An 18,853-nucleotide genomic window follows, 5' to 3' on the forward strand; every position below is an offset into this window, starting at 1 on the left:
CGTCGCCTTCGGCTCCTCGCAATGACGAGGACGAGAGCTTCGTAAGTCATGACGCGCCCCGTCATCGCGAGTCGCGAAGCGACGTGGCGATCTCCGTCCAGAGCCACCGGTTCCGGCGTGCCGGCAAAGTCGGCCGATTGCCGCGTCGCCTTCGGCTCCTCGCAATGACGAGGACGCTATGGGATGGACGAAAAGGCCAGCGCGAGCGCCAGCAGCAGGATCATGGTGGTGGCCACGCGCCCGATGACCGGCCAGCGATGCAGCTGGCGTTCCGTCAGGGTCCACCAGTGGGCCAGCCGGCCCATGCCGGGCAGGGGGCGCGGGGCGCTTCGGCCGGGTGCGGGTGGCCGCGCCGGGGCCACGCCGATCCCGGGCCACAGGGATCGCAGCCACCATGCCCCGCCTGCCAGCACCCCGGCCAGTAGAAGCGGCCAGAGACCGTTCCCGATGGCCGATGCGGTCAGGGCGTATCCGCGCAGGGAAGCATCGGCCACCCACCAGGGCAGCACAAGTCCGGCAGCGAGGGTCACCCACCAGAGCATCATGCCGGCCATCATGCCCCCGTGGCGGTCATTGCCGCCGGTCGACCGCTCCGGTTCTGGCTCCGGGGTGCGGCTGGCCGCGCGGCGCAGGAAATGCAGCATCAGCAGGGCGGTGGCGGTGCCGGTCAGGCCCGCCAGCCAGCCGGGCATGCCGGACGTGAGGGCGGCTTTGGCCAGGGCTCCGCCGGAGAGCGGAGCGGCCGCGAGCGCGGCCCCGGCCAGCGCCAGACCGAGCAGTATCGTCCTCCGGGTGAAGCGATCCGCCGCCGTCGCCAGCAGCCCGGTCCCGAGGAACAGCGCCCCCTTGGCCAGGCCGTGATGAGTGAGCATCACCGCCAGGCCCGCCCAGACCGCCGCCGGTGGCGCTCCCGGCGACGTCCCGGCCGCGCCCATGCCGAGCAGGGCGACCACCAGGCCCATCTGACTGACGCTGGACCAGGCGAGGATGGTCTTGGGTTCGGACTGGCGCAGACCCACGGCCACGGCATAAAAGGTGCCCGTGAGGCCCAGCGCGGTCAGGATCAGGGCGCCGTGCCCGGGGATCTCAAGACCGCCTTCCAGCAGTCGCCATGCCCCCAGGGCGCCGACCTTGATCATTACCCCGCTCAGCACCGCGCTGGCCGGCACCGGCGCCACCGCGTGGGCCCGGGGCAGCCAGGCATGCAGCCCCGGCGCGCCCAGCTTCAGGCCGAAGCCGATCGCGAACAGCAGGGCGGCGGCCGGTTCCATGCCCGCACCCAGTCCGACGAGATCCGGCGAATTCCCCGGACCGGCGAGCATGGTGGTCCAGGCCACCGCCGTGAACAGCGCGACCTCGCCGATCAGCATCAGGCCGAGGTAGAGCCGTCCGGCCCGCAGGGCCGTCACGCCGCCGGTGTGGGTGACCAGACCGTAGGCCGCGAAGGTCATCAGCGCGAAGCCGGCATAGAAGGTGAGCAGATCCGCCGCCAGCACCAGCAGCAGGTAGCCGGCCAGGGTCAGCAGCCAGAACACGGCAAACCGCAGCGGGTGTGTCAGCGGGTGTCGATGGGCGTACGCCCCGGCGAGCAGCCACAACAGGGCGCCGGGCAACAGAAAGGCGCGGGCCGTGCCATCCAGCGCCAGACGGGCCTGATCCAGCAGCCCGGGCAGCACGATCCCGGCATCGGGGTCGGGGCCTGCCAGGGCCAGCAAGAGCGCCGGCAGGGCCGCCAGCGGCAGCAGGATGGTGGCCCGGCGACGCAGGGCGGGGAGCGCGAGCGCGGTCAGGGCCAGCCATGGCGCCAGCACGACCAGCGGCAGTGCGAGCTGCGTGGCGTTCATCCGGCCAGCCCCCCGGCCGCAAAGGCCGAGCGCAGCGCCGTGGCGAACAGGCCGCTTGCGATCGCCGCCAGGGCCAGCAGCAGTGCGGCCCGGGGCATGGCGAGCGGAATGGGCAGCGGTGGCCCCTGCGCGGGCGCCGCGGCCGCGTCATCGCTTCCCAACCGCAACGGATCCCGCAGGATGCGCCACAGGTATCCGGCGGTGATGAACGTCCCGAGCACGATCACCGCCGCCCAGGGCCAGGCGCGCGCGGCCAGCGCCGACTCCAGCAGCCACCACTTGGCGACGAAGCCTCCGCTGGGTGGCAGGCCCACCAGACTCGCCGCCGCCAGCGCGATCGCGATCCAGGCCAGCAGGCTGCCACCGGCCATCGGCGGGCCGATGCGGCGCAGATGGTCGCTGCCCCATTGCCACGCCAGGCAGCCCGCCGCCAGGAACAGGCTGCCCTTGGCCAGGCCGTGGGCCAGCAACAGCATCAGCATGCCCGCATGGGCCTGGCCGGGCAGGGCCCCGGCGGCCGCCAGCGGGAACACCAGCAGGCCGAAGCCCAGCTGCGAGACGGTCGAATACGCGATCACCATCTTCAGGTGGCGCTGGAGCATGGCCAGCACACCGCCCCAGATGACCGCCGCCGCCCCCAGCAGGCCCAGCAGCTGTGCCGGCAGCCCCGGAAGCATCCCGCCAAACGGGCCGAACCACAGACGCACCAGCAGATAGAACGCCGCGGTCACCACCACAGCGGAAAGCACCGCACTGACCGCCGCATGGGCCCGGCCATGGGCCGGGGGCAGCCAGAAGTGCAGCGGGAAGATCGCCCCCTTCAGCAACAGACCCAGAGTGATCATCACCGCGGCCGCCAGGGTGACGGGTTCCTCCGCGGCCCGGCCGGTCAGCAGGGCGATGTCCAGTGCGCCGTACTGGCCGTAGAGCAGGGCGACACCCAGAAGATACAGCGTGGAACCCAGCAGCGTTGCGAGGAAGTAGCGCCATGCCGCGGCCAGCGCCGGCCCGCCGGCGGCGGCGATCAGCGCCACCGCGGCGAGGGCCACCATCTCCAGGATCACGTAGAGATTGAACAGATCGGCAGACAGGAACAAGGCATTGAGCCCGCCCCACAGGAACAGCCACAACGGCCAGAAATAACGTCTCTGGCGACTGTCCGGCACCAGACGGCGCTCGGCAAGGCGATAGATCGCCGCGGCCAGCGCGACCATAGTGGTCAGAACAAGCAGGGTCAGGGCGAGGGCATCGATCTGCCAGCCGATTCCCAATGGCGCGGCCCAGCCCCCCAGATCCTGGCGCCAGGGGCCGGTGCGCAGGTTTTCGAGGACCAGAACGGCCAGTACCGGCAACAGCAGCAGTCCGGTACCCAGCGTCGCCATGCGGCCCCGGCGCGGATGCGCGAAGGCGACGGCCGCCGCCATCAGCGGCAGCCCCACCACCAAGGCCGTGGCCAGCGCGGTGTTCACGGGTTGCGCGACTCCCGGTCGCGGCCACTCACCGGCCCGCCACGGCGTTCCAGCAGGCGGACCATCAGCCCCAGCGCCACCGCGGTGGTGGACACCGTCACCACGATGCCCGTCAGCACCATCGCGTGGGGCACGGGGTCCAGCACCTCGGCGGCATGCGCCAGCGCCACCAGGAGCAGGAAGACCGCGGTGGTCAGGACATTCAGCGCGAGGATCTTGCGCATCAGCTGCGCACAGACGAACAGCCCGTGCAGGCCGATGATCAGCAGCGCGACGGCCAGCAGCAGATACAGGATCATGCCGGCCTCCGGGTGTCCCAGTCGGCCGGGGGTTCACCGCCCAGATACAGCGCAAACAGCAGCAGCGCGATCGACAGCCCCGCGGCCAGCTCCAGCAGCAGGATCAGCGGCCCGGCCAGCTCGACCGGGTACTCGAAGAACCCGTGACCCCCGACCATCACCGCGAAGGCCACCCCCAGCATCGCGGTCATCCCCAGCGCGAGCGCCCAGCGCCACGGGCCGTAGACATCACCCGACAGCCAGGGGCGGGCGCCGGCCAGCAGCATCAGCACGCCACCGGCGCCCATCACCGCACCTGCCGGGAAGGCACCCCCGGGCGCATGACTGCCGCGCCACAGCAGATAGGCCGAAACCAGCACGAAGGCCGGGAACAGCACGCGGCCCAGAGCGGGCAGGGCGGGCGACACCAGTTCGGGCGAAGAAGGCCAGGGAGTAGGACCCAGCGACCACAGCACGACCACGCCCAGCAGCAGAATGGCAATCTCCAGCAGGGTGTCGAAGGCGCGAAAGTTGAGCAGGACCGCGGTGACCGGGTTTTCCACCCCGGAGCGCCCGAGTTCCGCGGCCACCGGTTCGCCCAGTCCCGGGGCCGGGAGCAGCCACGCCGCCCCGCCCAGACCGGCCAGCAGCAACAGGCCCATCGGCAGCCAGAACGCCCGGTCGCGCCCGCGCAGACACACATCCGACGCGCGCCCCGACTCCCAGTCCAGCCGCCCCAGCGCGGACAGCAGCAGCGCACCGGTAATGCCCGCGCCGATCGCCGCCTCGGCCAGAGCGATGTCCGGCGCCTCCAGGCGCACCCAGGCCAGCGCCATCAGCAACCCGAACACCATGAAACTGACCACCGCGCGGAACAGTCCAGCCGCGTGGATCGCCTGCCAGGCGGTCCACAGCAGGGCCGTGGCCAGAACCCCGTCGAATGCCAGACCCAGGGCGCCCATTCACAGCCCCCACGGGCGGATTCCACGGCGCAGGGCGGCGCGCGCGATCAGGCCCGCCCCCACCGCCGTGGCGACCAGCATCAGCAGCCACACCAGCAGCAGTTTCAGGGTCACTGCAAGACTCCCCGAATATACCCCCAGCCCCAGGCAGATCATGCCCAGGCCGATGTTGTCGGCCTTGGGCTGGGCATGCAGGCGGGTATACACATCCGGGAAACGCAGCAGCCCCAGCGTGCCCAGCAGCAGGAACAGCACACCGCCCACCGTCAGGATTCCCCCGATCACGCCCGTCAGGCTCACGGCCGGTCCTCCCCGTCGCTGGAACGGGCGCGGCCGGACCAGGCTCGGTTCACGAACGTGACCACCGCCAGCGCCGACAGCAGCGCGAACACCAGCGCCAGATCCACCAGGGCCTCGCGCTGCGTCAGCACCGCCATCAGCAGCGCGATGGCAATGGCCGAGGTCGCGAACATCTCCGCGGCCAGCATGCGGTCGGCGGCCGTTGGCCCGCGCAGCACCCGCATCAGCCCCACCACGATGTTGAGCATCAGCAGGATCACCAGGAACGGGAACAGGTCAGTCATTGGGCGATTCCGGCTGAAACATGTTCATCACATGCCCCTCCAGACGCTCCAGGGTGTCCTGAGTACGGCGCGGGTGGGCCAGCACGTGCAGCGTAATCGCCTGTTCCGAGATGCGCACGCACAGGGTCCCGGGCATCAGATTCACCAGGTTGGCGAACATCAGGCGCGGGGTCCCCGCCGGCAGCGCCCAGGGATAATCCAGCAGGGCCGGTTCCAGCGGGCAACGGGGATGCACCGCGCGCCAGGCCACATCCAGCGCGCTGCGCAGCGAAAAGAACAGAAACACCGGCACGAAGGTGATAATCCCGCGGATACGCCAGCCACCCGTCCATCCCGGCGCGAAGGGATTGAACCACGCTGCCGCCAGGATCGCCGGAAGGCCCCACCACCAGGCGCCCGGGTCGCCTTCGGTCAGGATCCACCAGATCCCGGCGTAGGCCGCCACGCGCAGCACCGGGCCGGACCAGCGCGCCCGGGCCCATCCCGCACGGTTTTCCCGCAGCCCGCCGCCGGATCCGTCCATGCTTCATCCCCGCACCACAGTCGCCAGTGCCCGACAGTTTCCCCCACCCGGGCCGCATCGTGCCAGCGGGCGGAGACCATCATGCCCTGGTGGCCCGGTCGTGGCGGGGTGGAATCGGGGTCGATATCGTGGTGCTCGGGCGGATGCAGGGCGTGGGGTTCGCGCTGCGGGACAAGACCAGCGAGTCAACCTGGAATTGACCCATTGGAACCACACCAACGCCGATACCCTTCGTCCCCGCTACGGCGGTTTTTTTGGGCTCGGAACATCGTCCGTGTCCGCGATGGCGTTGGTAACCCGCAGAGCGACCGTTGGTACACGCTCCTGTACACGACTCGCGAAGTGGTACAAATCCGGGTACACAAACGAAAAAGGCCAACCCGAAGGCTGGCCTGAGTCGTTATTTTATCTGGCTCCCCGGGACGGGCTCGAACCGCCGACCTAGTGATTAACAGTCACCCGCTCTACCGACTGAGCTACCGGGGAATTAGCCGCGTATCGTATAGCCCGATCCGGGGTCCGTCAAGCGTTTCGGGAAGCGAACTCGCGCAGGCGTTCCAGTGCCTTGTCCAGCATCTCCAGGCTGGTGGCGAAAGACACGCGCAGATGCCCCGGGGCGCCGAACGCGCTGCCCGGAACCAGCGCCACGCCGGCCTCGTCCAGCAGCCGCTCACCCAGAGCTACGTCGCTGTCGACCCCGGCACGTTCCATCAGGCCGGTGACCCGCGGGAAGCAGTAGAAGGTCCCGTCGGGCATGCGGCATTCGATGCCGTCGATGGCGTTGAGGCCGTCCACCACGTGCCGCGCACGCTGGGCGAACGCCGAACACATCTGGCGCACGCAGGTCTGGTCGCCGTTGAGGGCGGCTTCGGCGGCTGCCTGGGCGATGGATGTGGGGTTGGAGGTGCTCTGCGACTGGATCTTCTTCATCGCGCCGATCAGGTCGGCCGGCCCCCCGGCGTAGCCGATGCGCCAGCCGGTCATGGCGTAGGCCTTGGACACGCCATTGAGGACAACAGTGCGCTCCAGCAGGTCGGGGGCTGCGTTGACGATGTTCACGAACTCGGTTTCGCCGAAACGGATGTGTTCGTACATGTCGTCAGTGGCGATGACGATCTGCGGATGACGCCGCAGCACCTCGGCGAGGGCCTCCAGTTCGCCACGCGAGTAGGCGGCGCCGGTGGGGTTGGAGGGGCTGTTGAGGAAGATCAGCCGGGTGCGTTCGCTGATGGCCTCTTCGAGGGCCTCGGGGCGGAGCTTGAAGCCCTGTTCCTGCGAGGCGCTCACGATGACGGGCCGCGCGCCGGCCAGCATCGCGATGTCGGGGTAGGAGACCCAGTAAGGGGCCGGCACGATCACTTCGTCACCCGGGTTGAGCAGGGCCTGGCACAGATTGAAGATGCTCTGCTTGCCGCCGGAGGAAACCAGGATCTGGCCGGGAGTGAACGTGAGCTCGTTATCACGTTCAAACTTGCGGATGATGGCGTCCTTCAGACCGGCCGTGCCGTCGACCGCGGTGTACTTGGTCTCACCGCGGGCAAGCGCATCAATCGCCGCCTGCTTGATATGCTCCGGCGTATCGAAGTCCGGCTCGCCGGCCCCCAGCCCCACGATGTCGCGGCCTTCGGCGCGCAGCCGGGCGGCCAGGGCCGTCACGGCCAGGGTGGGGGAGGGCTGGATGCTCTGCACGCGGTCGGATAGCTGGATTTCCAAGGGACTGCCTCGATGTGGATGGGGTCGAGCAGGCGGAGTGGCCGGCCGGCTCGCGGCCCGAAATGATACTGAAATCAGACGCGGAGGATAAGCGGTTGGCGGAACATGAAGACGGAACGTTCCGGGTGGTGTCGAAATACCAGCCGGCGGGGGACCAGCCCCAGGCCATTCGCGAACTGACCCGGGGCATCGAGGACGGCCTTGCGCACCAGGTCCTGCTGGGTGTGACGGGTTCGGGCAAGACCTTCACCATCGCCAACGTGGTGGAGAACCTGCAGCGCCCGACCATCGTGCTGGCGCCCAACAAGACGCTGGCCGCGCAGCTCTACGGCGAGTTCAAGGAGTTCTTCCCCAATAACGCGGTGGAGTATTTCGTTTCGTATTACGACTACTACCAGCCGGAGGCCTATGTCCCGTCCTCGGATACGTATATCGAGAAGGACGCGTCGATCAACGACCATATCGAGCAGATGCGCCTTTCGGCCACGCGTGCACTGCTGGAGCGGCGCGATGCGATCATCGTCGCTTCGGTCTCGGCGATCTACGGTCTGGGCGATCCGCGCAAGTATCTGTCGATGGTGCTGCACCTCAAGCGTGGCGAGCGCATCGACCAGCGCGATCTGCTGCGCCGCCTGGCGGAGCTGCAGTACACCCGCAACGATACCGAGCTGCGCCGCGCGACCTACCGGGTGCGCGGCGAGGTGATCGACATCCATCCGGCGGAATCCGAGCGGGAGGCGGTGCGCGTCGAGCTGTTCGACGACGAGATCGAGCGGCTGTCGTATTTCGACCCGCTGACCGGCGAGGTGCTGAACACGGTGCCGCGCCTGACGATCTATCCCAAGACCCACTACGTAACCCCGCGCGAGACCCTGCTGGAGGCGGTGGACCAGATCCGCGACGAGCTGAAGGAACGGCTGGACTTCCTGCGCCAGGAGAACCGCCTGGTGGAGGCGCAGCGGCTGGAGCAGCGCACCCAGTTCGATCTGGAGATGATCCTGGAGATCGGCTACTGCAACGGGATTGAAAACTACTCGCGCTATCTTTCCGGACGTGCGCCGGGCGAACCGCCGCCGACGTTTTTCGACTACCTGCCGGAGGATGCGTTGCTGGTGATCGACGAGTCTCACGTGTCCGTGCCGCAGGTGGGCGGGATGTTCAAGGGCGACCGTTCGCGCAAGGAGACCCTGGTGGAGTACGGCTTCCGCCTGCCGTCGGCGCTGGACAACCGCCCTATGCGCTTCGAGGAATTCGAACAGCTGATGCCGCAGACCATCCACGTCTCGGCGACGCCGGGGCCGTACGAGCGCGAACATGCCGGTGCCATCATCGACCAGGTGGTGCGGCCCACCGGGCTGCTGGACCCGGAACTGGAGGTGCGTCCGGTGGCTTCCCAGGTGGACGACTGCCTGTCCGAGATCCGCGACCGGGTGGAGCGCGACGAACGGACCCTGATCACCACGCTGACCAAGCGCATGGCCGAGGACCTGACCGACTACCTGTCGGAGCACGGCGTGCGGGTGCGCTACCTGCACTCGGACATCGACACGGTCGAGCGCATGGAGATCATCCGCGACCTGCGTCTGGGCGAATTCGACGTGCTGGTGGGGATCAACCTGCTGCGCGAGGGCCTGGACATGCCCGAGGTCTCGCTGGTGGCGATCTTCGACGCCGACAAGGAGGGCTTCCTGCGTTCCGACCGCTCGCTGATCCAGACGATCGGCCGCGCGGCGCGCAACGTGCGCGGCAAGGCCATCCTGTACGCGGACACCATCACCGGCTCGATGCGCCGCGCGATCGACGAGACCGAACGTCGCCGCGCCCGCCAGATCGAGCACAACGAGGCCCACGGGATCACCCCCGAGGGCATCCACAAAAGCGTGGCGGACATCCTCGAGGCCGGGCAGGCCGCGCCCGGCACCCGGCGCAAGTCCGGTGAGCGCAAGGGCGCGGACAAGAAGGTGGCCGAGGAGGCCGCCGACTACGTCGACGCGCCACAGAATGCGGCGCGCGAGATCGAGCGCCTGGAACAGGAGATGTTCCAGAAAGCGCGCGACCTGGAATTCGAGGAGGCGGCGCGTCTGCGCGACCGTATCGAGAAGCTCAAGGCGCTCGCCTTTCTGCCCGAGGCTTCGCTATCCTGACGCGCCTCTGACACCCGTCTGACAAGGGACTGCCCCCTTCATGCGTTATCAGCCCGATCCCCGTCCGCCCGGTCCGGTCATGCTCGACGTGTCCGGCCCCGAACTGAAGGCGGAAGACCGCGAACGCCTGCAGCACCCCGCGACCGGCGGGGTGATCCTGTTCGACCGCAACGTACACGGCCCGGAACAGGTCGAAGCCCTGACCGCAGACATGCGCCGCCTGCGCCCGGAACTGCTGATCGCGGTGGACCAGGAAGGAGGGCGGGTGCAGCGTCTGCGCGAGGGCTTCACCCGCTTCCCGCCGATGCGCAGTCTCGGCCACCTGCACGATCAGGTGCCGGCGCGGGCACGCGAGCTGGCGCGCGGGGCGGGCGAGCTGCTGGCGCTGGAGCTGCAGGCGGTGGGGGTCGACTTCAGTTTCGCGCCGGTCCTCGACCGCGATCTCGAGATCAGCGAGGTGATCGGGGATCGGGCGTTCCATTACGATCCCGCGGTGATCGCCGATCTGGGACTTGCGTTCGTACGTGGCCTGACGGTGGCCGGCATGGCCTCGGTGGGCAAGCACTTTCCCGGACACGGCGCGGTGGCCGCCGATTCGCATGTCGCGGTGCCGGAGGACCCGCGCCCGCTGGCCGAGATGGAGGCCAGCGACATCGAGGCGTTCCGGCCGCTGGCCGGCAACCTCGAGGGCATGATGCCGGCCCACGTGGTGTATCCCGCGGTGGACGACCGACCGGCCGGGTTCTCGCGCACCTGGCTGCAGGACATCCTGCGCGGCCGGATCGGTTTTCAGGGCGCGATCTTTTCCGACGACCTGGCCATGGCCGGTGCCGAACAGATGGGTTCGCCCGCGGAGCGGGCCGACGCGGCGCTGGAGGCCGGCTGCGACATGATCCTGATCTGCAATCGGCCGGACGAGGCGGACGTCATCCTCGATCACCTCGCCGACCACCGCCAGGACGCCGATACCCGGGCTCGCCTCCGGCGCATGCACGCACGCGCGGTGGCGGACGATGTGCAACATCGCACGGCATTGCAGGCCCAGTTGCATGCCTGGCTGAAGGCGGGCAGTGGCGGGGCATGACCCCCTTCGCAACCCCATGCCGCAAGCAGCGTTGGCGCCGCGCTTCCGACCCGCCTATAATGCGCCACCGGTTCGACACTGAGCTGCTAATAATATAGTTAACCAATCCCACAATGATGGAGAATCGTCATGGCCGATAAGCTCATGATCGTCATGGTCAACACCGACCCGAACAATCCGTCCGAACTCGGCGCCCCGTTTTTCCAGGCGACCGTGGCCGCCGCCATGGAATACGACGTCGAAGTCGTGATGACCGGCCGGGCCGGTGAACTGGCCAAGAAGGGCGTGGCGGAAAACCTGTTCGTGCAGGAAGGCAGCAGCAAGAGCGTCTACGACTTCATCAAGGATGCCCACGAAGCCGGCGTCGTGATGAAGGTCTGCACCCCGACGCTGGACCTGTGGGGCAACGACCTGATCGACGAAGTGGACGAGACCGTGGGCGGTGCCTACGTGATCTCCGAGGCGATGGACGACGACACCGTCACCTTCACCTACTGAGGCGAAGCGACGGAATCCGTCGAACGACCGGCCGGCCCCTGTGCCGGCCGGTTCTGTTTCGGGGCGGGGCATTCGCCGCGCCGCCAGGCCGGGCTCACAGCCCCGGCCCCAGATGAACCCCGGGGGCCCGCATGAATCCCGAACAGGCACGAGCCACGCTGCGCGACGCCGACTGCCTCTACAGCCGCGACGCGGTGGAAACCGCCATTGACCGCCTGGCCGAACGCACCGCAAGGGAACTGGCGGACGAGAATCCGCTGGTGCTGGGCGTGATGAACGGCGGGGTCGTGCTGCTGGGCGGCCTGCTCACACGCTGGTCCTTCCCGATGCAGGTGGACTACCTGCACGCCACCCGCTATCGCGGGGCCACCCGCGGCGAAGAACAACTGCACTGGCTGTCCCTCCCGCACCAGTCCATGCAGGGACGCACCGTCGTCATCGTCGACGACATCCTCGACGGCGGCATCACCCTGGCCGGTATCCAGAGCTTCTGCCAGGAGCAGGGCGCCCGTCGCGTGGTGACCATCGTGCTGGTGGACAAGACCAACCCCGAGCGGGACCCCTCGATCACCGTCGACCATGCCGCACTGGAAGCACCGAACCGGTATCTGTTCGGTTACGGCATGGATTATCAGGATTACCTGCGCAACGCGCCCGGCATCTTTGCCGTGGCCGATCACTGAAGGACGCGTGCCATGACCGCACCCCGACTGGCCATCATTGGCGGCACCGGACTGACCCGACTGAAGGACCTGGAGATCACCCACCGCCGGGTCATGCATACGCCGTACGGCGAACCCTCCGGACCCCTGGTGTTCGGGCGGCTGAACGGCATCGAAACGGTCTTTCTCCCGCGCCACGGGGCGCGACACACCATCCCGCCGCACCAGGTGAACTATCGCGCCAACATCTGGGCGCTGCATAACACGGGCGTGGAGACGGCGATCGCGGTGGCCGCGGTCGGCGGCATCAGCGAGTGCATGCAGCCCGGGCGACTCGCGATTCCGGACCAGATCATCGATTACACCTGGTCGCGTGCGAACACTTATTTCGAAGGTGGCCATCTCGATGAAGTGACCCACGTGGACATGACCTGGCCGTACTGTCCCGAAGTGCGCCGGAGGCTCCTGGAGGCGGCCCGTGAACTGGACCTGCAAATCTGCGAACAGGGGACCTATGGCGCCACCCAGGGTCCGCGCCTGGAAACCGCCGCGGAGATCGATCGCATGGAGCGCGACGGCTGCGACCTGGTGGGCATGACCGGCATGCCGGAAACGGCCCTGGCGCGGGAGCTGGGCCTGAGCTATGCAGCGTGTGCGGTGATTGCCAACCGTGCCGCAGGGCGCAGCGGCGGCGAGATCACGATGGACGAAATCGGCCGTAATCTGGAAACCGGCATGGAGCAGGTCAAGCAGCTCCTGGCCCGGGTCATCGCAACCCTGAAGTGAGTGGAAGTGAGTGAAGGAGAGGCCTGCAATCCAGGGCCTTTCCAGGTCCATTACCTAATTTAACATAATCTCCATTATGCGACGTCGTGGATCATCTCCCATCGTCAGCGTATCCGGATATTCATCGTGCTGTTGGGTCCCTGGCTGCGTGAGCGTGTCACGTTGCCGTTCTTCTTCAGCATGATCTCGAGCACCCCGTTGCCGTGGGTCTGCACGACGCGGCAGTCGACGGAATCGCCCTTGAATTCAATGGTCAGCGGGACTTCGCCCTCGAACTCCATCTGATGCAGCTCGGCGTCTTCCATGACCGCGCACTCGATGGAATATCCGGTGCCTTCCGGACCCTGCGCACTCAGCGCGATCCGGGTATCGGTTGTTGTGCCCATGGCACTGACGCCCCCAGTTATCAGCAACGTTGCGGCCGCCAATCCGGCCTTCCACCCGCCAGCGCCTCCATTCCGCGGGACCCGTAACACCCGGCATCGATTCATGAACCACCACCCCTTGCGGGAAGGAAAAATCCGACCCCGAGAAACCGGGGCCGGACAAGTCCGTTCTTCGATCAGTTCTGGAAGACGTTGGCCATGTTACCGCCACCCGCCTGGTTGACCGTCGACACGTTGCTATGACCGACCTGCTGAACGGTCGCGTGGTTGCTGGCAATGCTGCCCCAGCCGCCCAGCGTCTGGGTCACGTAGGAGCGATGGCCCAAGCCGGTCTGCTTCACGTTGGCCCGGTCGTTGTAGCCGGTCTGTTCGATATCGGAGAAATTCTTGGTTCCGTTCTGCGACACCTTGGCCCGGTTACCCAAGCCGCTCTGGTAGGTGTCCGCACGGTTCCATTCTCCGTGCTGGGAGATGTCCGACTGATTGAAGCGCCCGGACTGCTCGACGTTGGCCTTGTTGAGGTTGCCACGCTGAGTCACTTCCGAATGGTTCTTCTGGCCGGACTGCGAGACATCGGCGCGGTTATAGTTGCCACGCTGATCCACCTCGGAAGACAGACGGTAACCGTCCTGTTCGACGTCCGCACGGTTCTTGACACCCTCCTGACGGACATCGCTGGAGTTGCGGATACCGGTCTGCTCCTGGGTGGCACGGTTGCCCCAGCCTTTCTGGAAGGCGCTGGCACTGTTCTTCATGCCTTCCTGGTCAATGTCGGACATGTTGGAATATCCGATCTGAGAAACGTCGGCATTGTTGAACATGCCCGCCTGGTCAATCGTGGAATCGTTGTTGGCCGCCATGGCGGAACCGGAAAACAGAGCGCCCATCGCGATCGCAATCATGGAATATTTGAGTTTCATAATGACTACCCCCCTGAGGGTTGAGTTAGGAACACGCAGTTGAGTCATCGGGTCCCCCATCACTGGGAGGAATCCCCTGAAGGTGGAAGCGTTTCTTTCCGCCTTCACCCTGAATTCTGCACGCCCCTATAACCCCCGGGAATCAGCCGGATGGATGATTGTGGAGGTGAACTTTTTAGTACTTTCTTCATGCACCTGAATCAAAAAAGCGGACCCCCCCCCCGTAAGAGGCCCGCCCTGCTCTCGATCCAACCTTCTTTTACCCGACCCTTCTTTTACATTATGGGAACCTGGTGCGAGCGGTAAGCCTGAAACACGGGGTGCTCCACGTCCGTCGGATCATCAACATTCCACAGGCCCTTGTCCACGCCCTGCGTAATCAGATGGAGGACCGCGGACTCGATGGCCGACATCACAGCCAGCTGTACCGGCTCGTTGCGGGTATACCCGATTTCGGCGTCCAGCAATCGGCGAAAATCAATGAACCGGAAAACCCCGGCACGGATCTCCTGAGAGTAGATCGTCTTGCTGGCATTGACATTCAGGAGGACATCACCGGTGGCTACGTCCACGGCCCGCAGGTTCACCGTGACCTGATCCGACTTGAACTCACCGGACGCCCCCACACCGTAATATTCAAGACCGGCACCCCCGGTGCGCAGGTTGGAATCGTAGGCAATGATCCCGCCCTCGAACACGATTCGCGCGGCACGCAGGTTATCGAGGCTGTCTTCCTGGCCGATCCGTTCCAGATTGGCGCGAATGATGCGCCGTTCGGTCAGCAGGTTTTGCAGACCTTCGCGCTCCAGAGGCCGAAACCAGCCCGATTCGGCCAGGGCCGCACTGAGCATGGCACTACCACCCTGAGTCACCGCCGTGGAAAACGTGCTCGCCGGTGCCGGCCGGTACTGGCCGGTCTGGTCGCGGAAGTCGTAGACAGCCGCGTCCACGGGAGCCGCTGGTCGGGGCAATTCCAGGAGATCGAAATAGGTTCCGGCCCGGGGCATCAGGGTCGCCTCGGTCCCCTCCAGGTTGCCTGGCTGCGCAGCAAACGAGGCACACCCCGAGAGGATCAGGGCTGCGCCCAGCATGACGCCGATACGCGAAAGCTGTTTCATGACCATCTCCTTGTCGCTTCGTGGTCAGAACTGGCCATTGACCTGACCCAGATTCACGGTCGTCGTCTCGCCGGTGCGGCGGTCGAGGATGGTCATCACGAACCCGCCCTGGCCGGTACTGTCAATGCGGATCCTCAGGGTGGAACTTTCAATCAGGCTGGAACGCCCCTCCTCACCCTCGACGGCATCGGAAATGGCATCGTTGACCAGCGAATTACGCAGGTCCTGGAGAAAGAAATCCGTCTCGGAGAACGACCCGAAATCGGGTGCATTCGGATCGGTGTAAGTGTCCTGAGCCTGCGCCTTGTTCAGCAGGAAGCTGCCGTTCAGCGGATCGCCGCCGAAACTCGGGCTGCGGGGCTCGTAGATCAGTTGTTGAGCCTGTACGGCTCCGGCGCAGGCGAGCAGCAGACCGCCGGCGAAAATCGTCGTGACACGCATGATGGTCCTCCTCCCGGGTCAGTGCTGGATGACCTGGACTCGCGCATGCCCGCGGGCATGCTGGTGAACCTGCACCGGAGACGCGCTGCCGTTTCCGCGCTGGTCGACATGCAGATGTCCGCCGACACCGGTCTGACGGAGAAAGGCCTGCTTGCCGTAGCCGGCCTGATCCAGACCGGCCTGATGGCCGACGCCGTACTGCACAATGGTGCCCTCGTGGCTGCCCCCCAGCTGGCGTACTCGGGCATCGTTGCCGGCCCCGGACTGCACGACGGTGGCGTGGTTGTTGCGGCCGCGCTGATCGATCATGGCCAGGGATCCCTGGCTGCCGCTCTGTGTCAGACTGCTGGCAGGGGCAAGTTCGTCCACGGCGTGGAGATCGGCCGCCATCGCCGGTGACGCGAATAACGCCGCCGCCAGGGCCAGGGGAATCAGGATACGTTCGGGCTTCATGGCACACTCCTTCTCGAAGTGAATGGACTCGGTATCGAGTGTGGTGCCATGCGGGGCGCGGGCCCATCCGCCGAAGGCATGGAGCGGCGGATGGACTTTCTCCCACTTGTTCAGCCCGCGGAAGTAGCAGGTCTTTCATACCCCCCGCCGGGGGTCAGAATTCCTCGTCGGCCAGGTCGCTGCCGTCGCGGAACAGCCGTTCGAGCTCCCGCTGCACCAGCGCAGTTTCCACCTGCTCGGCGGCGGAGTCGGCAATGTCCATGATCTCCGACGGGCGTGGCGGGAGCGTCGCCGCGAACAGCACCTCGCTGCCCCGGGTCGTCACCCAGATCTGACTACCGAAGCGTGCCGACGGTCGTTCCACGATGGTGAGATCGGTACTCTGCAAAACGCCGCTTTCCAGCCGCAGTTGAGCGAAACGACGAAAGAACGTCTTGCCCATCATGGTAATGGTGCGGTCCACCACCACCGCCCCCAGCCCGGGCTCGCCGGCCGGGCGCGGAGGGCGGGATGGAAGAATGGCTCCCTCGTTGGCCTCCGCTTCCGGCTCGCCTTCCAGGTCCGTGGGGGCATCGACCTCCACCGGGGAGGATTCCCCGGCCCCGACCGAAGCCCAGGGGACCAGGCACACAATCCCGGCCACCACCAAGCCCGCAAGAACGCCCGGCGAAGAACGGACCGGGGGAATCATGCGTGCATCGCCTGACAGGTTTCTGTCAGGTTGACCGGCGGCACACCCAGATTCTCCCTCGCCCAGGCAATCGCCTGGGTGCGGTTCCTGACTTCGATTTTTCGAAACACGTTATAAAGGTGTGATTTTACGGTATGTTCCGAGATAAAGAGCTGCTTTGAAATCTCCAGGTTGGTGGCTCCCGACCCCAGCATCAGGAGGATCTGGACCTCCCTTTGTGTCAGGCCACAAGAGGGACGGAAGACGTTGATCCGGCGACGGCGGTACGTCCGGATCAGCCGCGTCATCAGGTGCCGGGACATCCACCAGTCGGCATGCAACAGGGACTGAATGCCCTTGCAGATCAACTCCGCCCGGTCGGTTCGGTAAAAGACACCCTGCAGGTAGAGCCGATCCAGCAAATCGACGGCCTCGTTCTCGTCCCGGACGTTGAAGGCCGCCATGGTCAGATCGTCATTGTGCACCAGGGCCTGCTCCACAAAGGCGATGTCATCCATCGTCAATGCGGTTGCGTCAAACAGGATCAGGGCCGAATCCAGCAGCTGTTCGGTCCAGCGCGGAGCCCGGGGCTCCACCCCCGTAACCGGCATCCCGGTCTGCTCGGATACGTAATCGAAAAACAGTTGTGCCTGTGGCGTGATCGGGGTGATAAAAACGATGGAACGCTCGGCATCGACGTCACTCATCGCGGTCAGCTCCTTGGCCGCAGAACGGCCGCTTTTCCGGAAAACTCCTGCCCGCCACCCTGCGCCGCTCGCCCGCGGGTAGTAGAAATCTGGTACGTCGGCGCGCGAACGGGTTACGAAGGTCATTCGAAAATTATCGAAAATGAATGAATGACTACGAAAACGTCCGCATGGTGCGGGTACAGGTCCTTTATGCGCCGCTCTTCCGGCGTGGTCAAGCCCCTGGAGTGAAAGCGTGATGCCGGTCCGCTTCAGTCGCGGGTGGCGATGTCGATGCCCTCGCCCATGACCTCCACGAGGAAGTCGATCTGCTCCTCGGTGATCACGTAGGGGGGCATGAGATAGGAGACGTTGCCCAGCGGGCGCAGCAGCGCCCCGCGGGTCAGACCGTTGCGATAGATATCGAGGCCCCGCCGCTCCTGCCACGGATACGGGGTCCGGCTGGCCTTGTCCTGCACCAGCTCGACCGCGGCGATCATGCCGTGCTGGCGCACGTCGGCCACGTGCGGGTGATCGTTGAGCGGTTCCAGGCGCCGTGCAATGTGCGCGGCCAGCTCGCGATTGCGCTCCAGCACCGGTTCGGACTCGAAGATGTCCAGCGTGGCCAGCGCGGCCCGGCACGCCAGCGGGTTCCCGGTGTAGGAATGCGAGTGCAGGAACATGTTGAGCTTTTCGTAATCGTCGTAGAACGCCTGATAGACCGTATCGGTGGTCAGCAGCGCGGCCATCGGCAGATAACCGCCGGTCAGGCCCTTGGACAGGCACAGGAAGTCGGGCGTGATCGGTCCCTGCTCGCAGGCGAACAGGGGCCCGGTACGGCCGAAGCCCACCGCGATCTCGTCGGCGATCAGGTGCACGCCATGGCGGTCGCAGGCGTCGCGCAGCAGGCGCAGGTATTCCGGGTCGAACATGCGCATGTGACCGGCGCACTGCACCAGCGGCTCGATGATGACCGCGGCGACCTCGTGGGCGTGGCGTTCCAGGGCCTGTTCCATGTGCGCGAACTGACGGCGGGCCACGTCGGCACAGTCCTCGCCCGGCTCGCGGTGGAAGCAGTCGGGCCCCGGGACATTGATCACGTCCAGCATCAGCGGCTCGTAGGTATGCCGGTACAGCGGCACGTCACTGACCGACAGTGCGCCGATGGTCTCTCCGTGATAGGCGTTGGAGACCCCGATGAAGCGGGTCTTCTGCGGCTGGCCGACATTGCGCCAGTAGTGGAAGCTCATCTTGAGCGCGGCTTCCACGCCGGCCGAGCCGTTGTCGGCCAGGAACACCCGGTCGAGCCCTGCCGGCGTGATGTCGATCAGGCGTTCACTCAGCTCCACCACCGGCTCATGGGTGCAGCCGGCCAGGATCACGTGCTCCAGCCGGTCGACCTGATCCTTGAGCGCGTCGTTGATGCGCGGATTGGCGTGGCCGAACAGGTTCACCCACCAGGAGCTGATCGCGTCGAGGTAACGGTTGCCGTCGAAGTCGTACAGCCATACGCCCTCGCCCCGCTCGATCGGCAGCAGGGGCAGCGTGCCCTCCTCCCCGTAATCCTTCATCTGGGTACAGGGATGCCACAGGGCCCGCAGGTCGCGCCGGCGTACGTCTTCGTTGCTCATA

Annotated in this window: 21 protein-coding genes and 1 tRNA gene; 5 read left to right on the forward strand and 17 right to left on the reverse strand. The window is 66.4% G+C overall.

The annotated features are described in order from the left end of the window. Positions 1-176: 176 nt before the first annotated feature. From F790_RS0107115 to F790_RS0107160, 9 genes are all read right to left on the reverse strand, one after another. Positions 177-1,844 (reverse strand): proton-conducting transporter membrane subunit, encoded by a 1,668-nt coding sequence (locus tag F790_RS0107115; protein WP_019591219.1) that lies wholly within the window; start codon positions 1,842-1,844, stop codon positions 177-179. After that, positions 1,841-3,313 (reverse strand): complex I subunit 5 family protein, encoded by a 1,473-nt coding sequence (locus tag F790_RS0107120; RefSeq protein WP_019591220.1) that lies wholly within the window; start codon positions 3,311-3,313, stop codon positions 1,841-1,843. Before F790_RS0107120 ends, F790_RS0107115 begins: the two co-directional genes overlap by 4 nt. Continuing rightward, positions 3,310-3,612: an NADH-quinone oxidoreductase subunit K gene (locus F790_RS0107125; RefSeq protein WP_019591221.1), complete on the reverse strand. Its 303-nt coding sequence runs from the start codon at positions 3,610-3,612 to the stop codon at positions 3,310-3,312. Before F790_RS0107125 ends, F790_RS0107120 begins: the two co-directional genes overlap by 4 nt. Next, a complete protein-coding gene (locus tag F790_RS0107130) occupies positions 3,609-4,553 on the reverse strand; it encodes a hydrogenase subunit MbhD domain-containing protein (RefSeq protein WP_019591222.1) in 945 nt (314 codons plus the stop codon). Before F790_RS0107130 ends, F790_RS0107125 begins: the two co-directional genes overlap by 4 nt. Continuing rightward, positions 4,554-4,853 carry a monovalent cation/H(+) antiporter subunit G gene (mnhG, locus tag F790_RS0107135; protein ID WP_019022065.1) on the reverse strand — a complete coding sequence of 100 codons (300 nt, stop codon included), beginning with the start codon at positions 4,851-4,853 and terminating at the stop codon, positions 4,554-4,556. Next, the gene (locus tag F790_RS0107140) at positions 4,850-5,137 is read right to left on the reverse strand and encodes a monovalent cation/H+ antiporter complex subunit F (RefSeq protein ID WP_019570276.1); all 288 of its coding nucleotides are present in this window, start codon (positions 5,135-5,137) and stop codon (positions 4,850-4,852) included. The genes mnhG and F790_RS0107140 overlap by 4 nt, the downstream gene beginning before the upstream one ends. Further along, entirely contained in the window at positions 5,130-5,660 is a 531-nt protein-coding gene (locus F790_RS0107145) for a Na+/H+ antiporter subunit E (RefSeq protein WP_019591223.1), read from the reverse strand. Before F790_RS0107145 ends, F790_RS0107140 begins: the two co-directional genes overlap by 8 nt. A gap of 410 nt (positions 5,661-6,070) precedes the next feature. Then, positions 6,071-6,146, reverse strand: a tRNA-Asn gene (locus F790_RS0107155). 36 nt (positions 6,147-6,182) lie between these two features. Continuing rightward, complete coding sequence (locus F790_RS0107160; RefSeq protein ID WP_019591224.1) at positions 6,183-7,373, reverse strand: pyridoxal phosphate-dependent aminotransferase; 1,191 nt, start codon at positions 7,371-7,373, stop codon at positions 6,183-6,185. Between the two features lie 62 nt (positions 7,374-7,435). On the opposite strand from F790_RS0107160, the gene uvrB reads away from it, so the two are divergent. The 5 genes from uvrB (at position 7,436) to F790_RS0107185 (ending at position 12,547) form a co-directional block, all read left to right on the forward strand. Then, a complete protein-coding gene (uvrB, locus tag F790_RS0107165; RefSeq protein ID WP_051081896.1) occupies positions 7,436-9,517 on the forward strand; it encodes an excinuclease ABC subunit UvrB in 2,082 nt (693 codons plus the stop codon). 40 nt (positions 9,518-9,557) lie between these two features. Beyond that, on the forward strand, positions 9,558-10,601 hold the full coding sequence (gene nagZ / locus F790_RS0107170; protein ID WP_019591226.1) for a beta-N-acetylhexosaminidase: 1,044 nt from the start codon (positions 9,558-9,560) through the stop codon (positions 10,599-10,601). A gap of 129 nt (positions 10,602-10,730) precedes the next feature. Then, positions 10,731-11,099, forward strand: coding sequence for a DsrE/DsrF/DrsH-like family protein (locus F790_RS0107175; protein ID WP_018869416.1), 369 nt, complete (start codon positions 10,731-10,733; stop codon positions 11,097-11,099). A gap of 131 nt (positions 11,100-11,230) precedes the next feature. Further along, positions 11,231-11,782, forward strand: a complete 552-nt coding sequence (locus F790_RS0107180) for a hypoxanthine-guanine phosphoribosyltransferase (protein WP_019591227.1) — start codon at positions 11,231-11,233, stop codon at positions 11,780-11,782. A 12-nt stretch (positions 11,783-11,794) separates the two neighbouring features. After that, on the forward strand, positions 11,795-12,547 hold the full coding sequence (locus F790_RS0107185; RefSeq protein WP_019022058.1) for an S-methyl-5'-thioinosine phosphorylase: 753 nt from the start codon (positions 11,795-11,797) through the stop codon (positions 12,545-12,547). A gap of 104 nt (positions 12,548-12,651) precedes the next feature. Here F790_RS0107185 and F790_RS0107190 read toward each other — a convergent pair whose 3' ends face one another. The 8 genes from F790_RS0107190 to F790_RS0107225 all read right to left on the reverse strand — a co-directional run bounded on the left by F790_RS0107190 (position 12,652) and on the right by F790_RS0107225 (position 18,852). Beyond that, positions 12,652-12,933, reverse strand: coding sequence for a hypothetical protein (locus tag F790_RS0107190; RefSeq protein WP_019591228.1), 282 nt, complete (start codon positions 12,931-12,933; stop codon positions 12,652-12,654). A 176-nt stretch (positions 12,934-13,109) separates the two neighbouring features. Beyond that, the gene (locus tag F790_RS0107195; RefSeq protein ID WP_019591229.1) at positions 13,110-13,853 is read right to left on the reverse strand and encodes a hypothetical protein; all 744 of its coding nucleotides are present in this window, start codon (positions 13,851-13,853) and stop codon (positions 13,110-13,112) included. A gap of 275 nt (positions 13,854-14,128) precedes the next feature. Next, the gene (locus F790_RS0107200; RefSeq protein WP_232199256.1) at positions 14,129-14,977 is read right to left on the reverse strand and encodes a CsgG/HfaB family protein; all 849 of its coding nucleotides are present in this window, start codon (positions 14,975-14,977) and stop codon (positions 14,129-14,131) included. Between the two features lie 18 nt (positions 14,978-14,995). Continuing rightward, a complete protein-coding gene (locus F790_RS0107205) occupies positions 14,996-15,412 on the reverse strand; it encodes a curli assembly protein CsgF (protein ID WP_018869410.1) in 417 nt (138 codons plus the stop codon). An 18-nt stretch (positions 15,413-15,430) separates the two neighbouring features. Further along, positions 15,431-15,865 (reverse strand): hypothetical protein, encoded by a 435-nt coding sequence (locus F790_RS0107210; RefSeq protein WP_018869409.1) that lies wholly within the window; start codon positions 15,863-15,865, stop codon positions 15,431-15,433. 154 nt (positions 15,866-16,019) lie between these two features. Continuing rightward, positions 16,020-16,556, reverse strand: coding sequence for a CsgE family curli-type amyloid fiber assembly protein (locus tag F790_RS0107215; protein WP_019022055.1), 537 nt, complete (start codon positions 16,554-16,556; stop codon positions 16,020-16,022). Beyond that, a complete protein-coding gene (locus tag F790_RS0107220; RefSeq protein WP_019022054.1) occupies positions 16,553-17,242 on the reverse strand; it encodes a LuxR C-terminal-related transcriptional regulator in 690 nt (229 codons plus the stop codon). The genes F790_RS0107215 and F790_RS0107220 overlap by 4 nt, the downstream gene beginning before the upstream one ends. 251 nt (positions 17,243-17,493) lie before the next feature. Continuing rightward, on the reverse strand, positions 17,494-18,852 hold the full coding sequence (locus tag F790_RS0107225) for an adenosylmethionine--8-amino-7-oxononanoate transaminase (protein ID WP_019591231.1): 1,359 nt from the start codon (positions 18,850-18,852) through the stop codon (positions 17,494-17,496). Position 18,853 lies beyond the last annotated feature (1 nt).

The sequence above is a fragment of the Thioalkalivibrio sp. ALE20 genome (assembly GCF_000381405.1).
Taxonomy (GTDB): Bacteria; Pseudomonadota; Gammaproteobacteria; order Ectothiorhodospirales; family Ectothiorhodospiraceae; genus Thioalkalivibrio.

What these genes read in the sequence shown, in the direction of transcription:
- uvrB (WP_051081896.1), top strand. Translation starts at nt 7,436, where the DNA reads ATGATACTGAAATCAGACGCGGAGGATAAGCGGTTGGCGGAACATGAA.
- F790_RS0107215 (WP_019022055.1), bottom strand. Translation starts at nt 16,556, where the DNA reads ATGATTCCCCCGGTCCGTTCTTCGCCGGGCGTTCTTGCGGGCTTGGTG.
- F790_RS0107130 (WP_019591222.1), bottom strand. Translation starts at nt 4,553, where the DNA reads ATGGGCGCCCTGGGTCTGGCATTCGACGGGGTTCTGGCCACGGCCCTG.
- F790_RS0107190 (WP_019591228.1), bottom strand. Translation starts at nt 12,933, where the DNA reads ATGGGCACAACAACCGATACCCGGATCGCGCTGAGTGCGCAGGGTCCG.
- F790_RS0107185 (WP_019022058.1), top strand. Translation starts at nt 11,795, where the DNA reads ATGACCGCACCCCGACTGGCCATCATTGGCGGCACCGGACTGACCCGA.
- F790_RS0107115 (WP_019591219.1), bottom strand. Translation starts at nt 1,844, where the DNA reads ATGAACGCCACGCAGCTCGCACTGCCGCTGGTCGTGCTGGCGCCATGG.
- F790_RS0107145 (WP_019591223.1), bottom strand. Translation starts at nt 5,660, where the DNA reads ATGGACGGATCCGGCGGCGGGCTGCGGGAAAACCGTGCGGGATGGGCC.
- F790_RS0107195 (WP_019591229.1), bottom strand. Translation starts at nt 13,853, where the DNA reads ATGAAACTCAAATATTCCATGATTGCGATCGCGATGGGCGCTCTGTTT.
- F790_RS0107125 (WP_019591221.1), bottom strand. Translation starts at nt 3,612, where the DNA reads ATGATCCTGTATCTGCTGCTGGCCGTCGCGCTGCTGATCATCGGCCTG.
- F790_RS0107225 (WP_019591231.1), bottom strand. Translation starts at nt 18,852, where the DNA reads ATGAGCAACGAAGACGTACGCCGGCGCGACCTGCGGGCCCTGTGGCAT.
- nagZ (WP_019591226.1), top strand. Translation starts at nt 9,558, where the DNA reads ATGCGTTATCAGCCCGATCCCCGTCCGCCCGGTCCGGTCATGCTCGAC.
- F790_RS0107175 (WP_018869416.1), top strand. Translation starts at nt 10,731, where the DNA reads ATGGCCGATAAGCTCATGATCGTCATGGTCAACACCGACCCGAACAAT.
- F790_RS0107205 (WP_018869410.1), bottom strand. Translation starts at nt 15,412, where the DNA reads ATGCGTGTCACGACGATTTTCGCCGGCGGTCTGCTGCTCGCCTGCGCC.
- F790_RS0107220 (WP_019022054.1), bottom strand. Translation starts at nt 17,242, where the DNA reads ATGAGTGACGTCGATGCCGAGCGTTCCATCGTTTTTATCACCCCGATC.
- F790_RS0107210 (WP_018869409.1), bottom strand. Translation starts at nt 15,865, where the DNA reads ATGAAGCCCGAACGTATCCTGATTCCCCTGGCCCTGGCGGCGGCGTTA.
- F790_RS0107180 (WP_019591227.1), top strand. Translation starts at nt 11,231, where the DNA reads ATGAATCCCGAACAGGCACGAGCCACGCTGCGCGACGCCGACTGCCTC.
- F790_RS0107140 (WP_019570276.1), bottom strand. Translation starts at nt 5,137, where the DNA reads ATGACTGACCTGTTCCCGTTCCTGGTGATCCTGCTGATGCTCAACATC.
- F790_RS0107200 (WP_232199256.1), bottom strand. Translation starts at nt 14,977, where the DNA reads ATGGTCATGAAACAGCTTTCGCGTATCGGCGTCATGCTGGGCGCAGCC.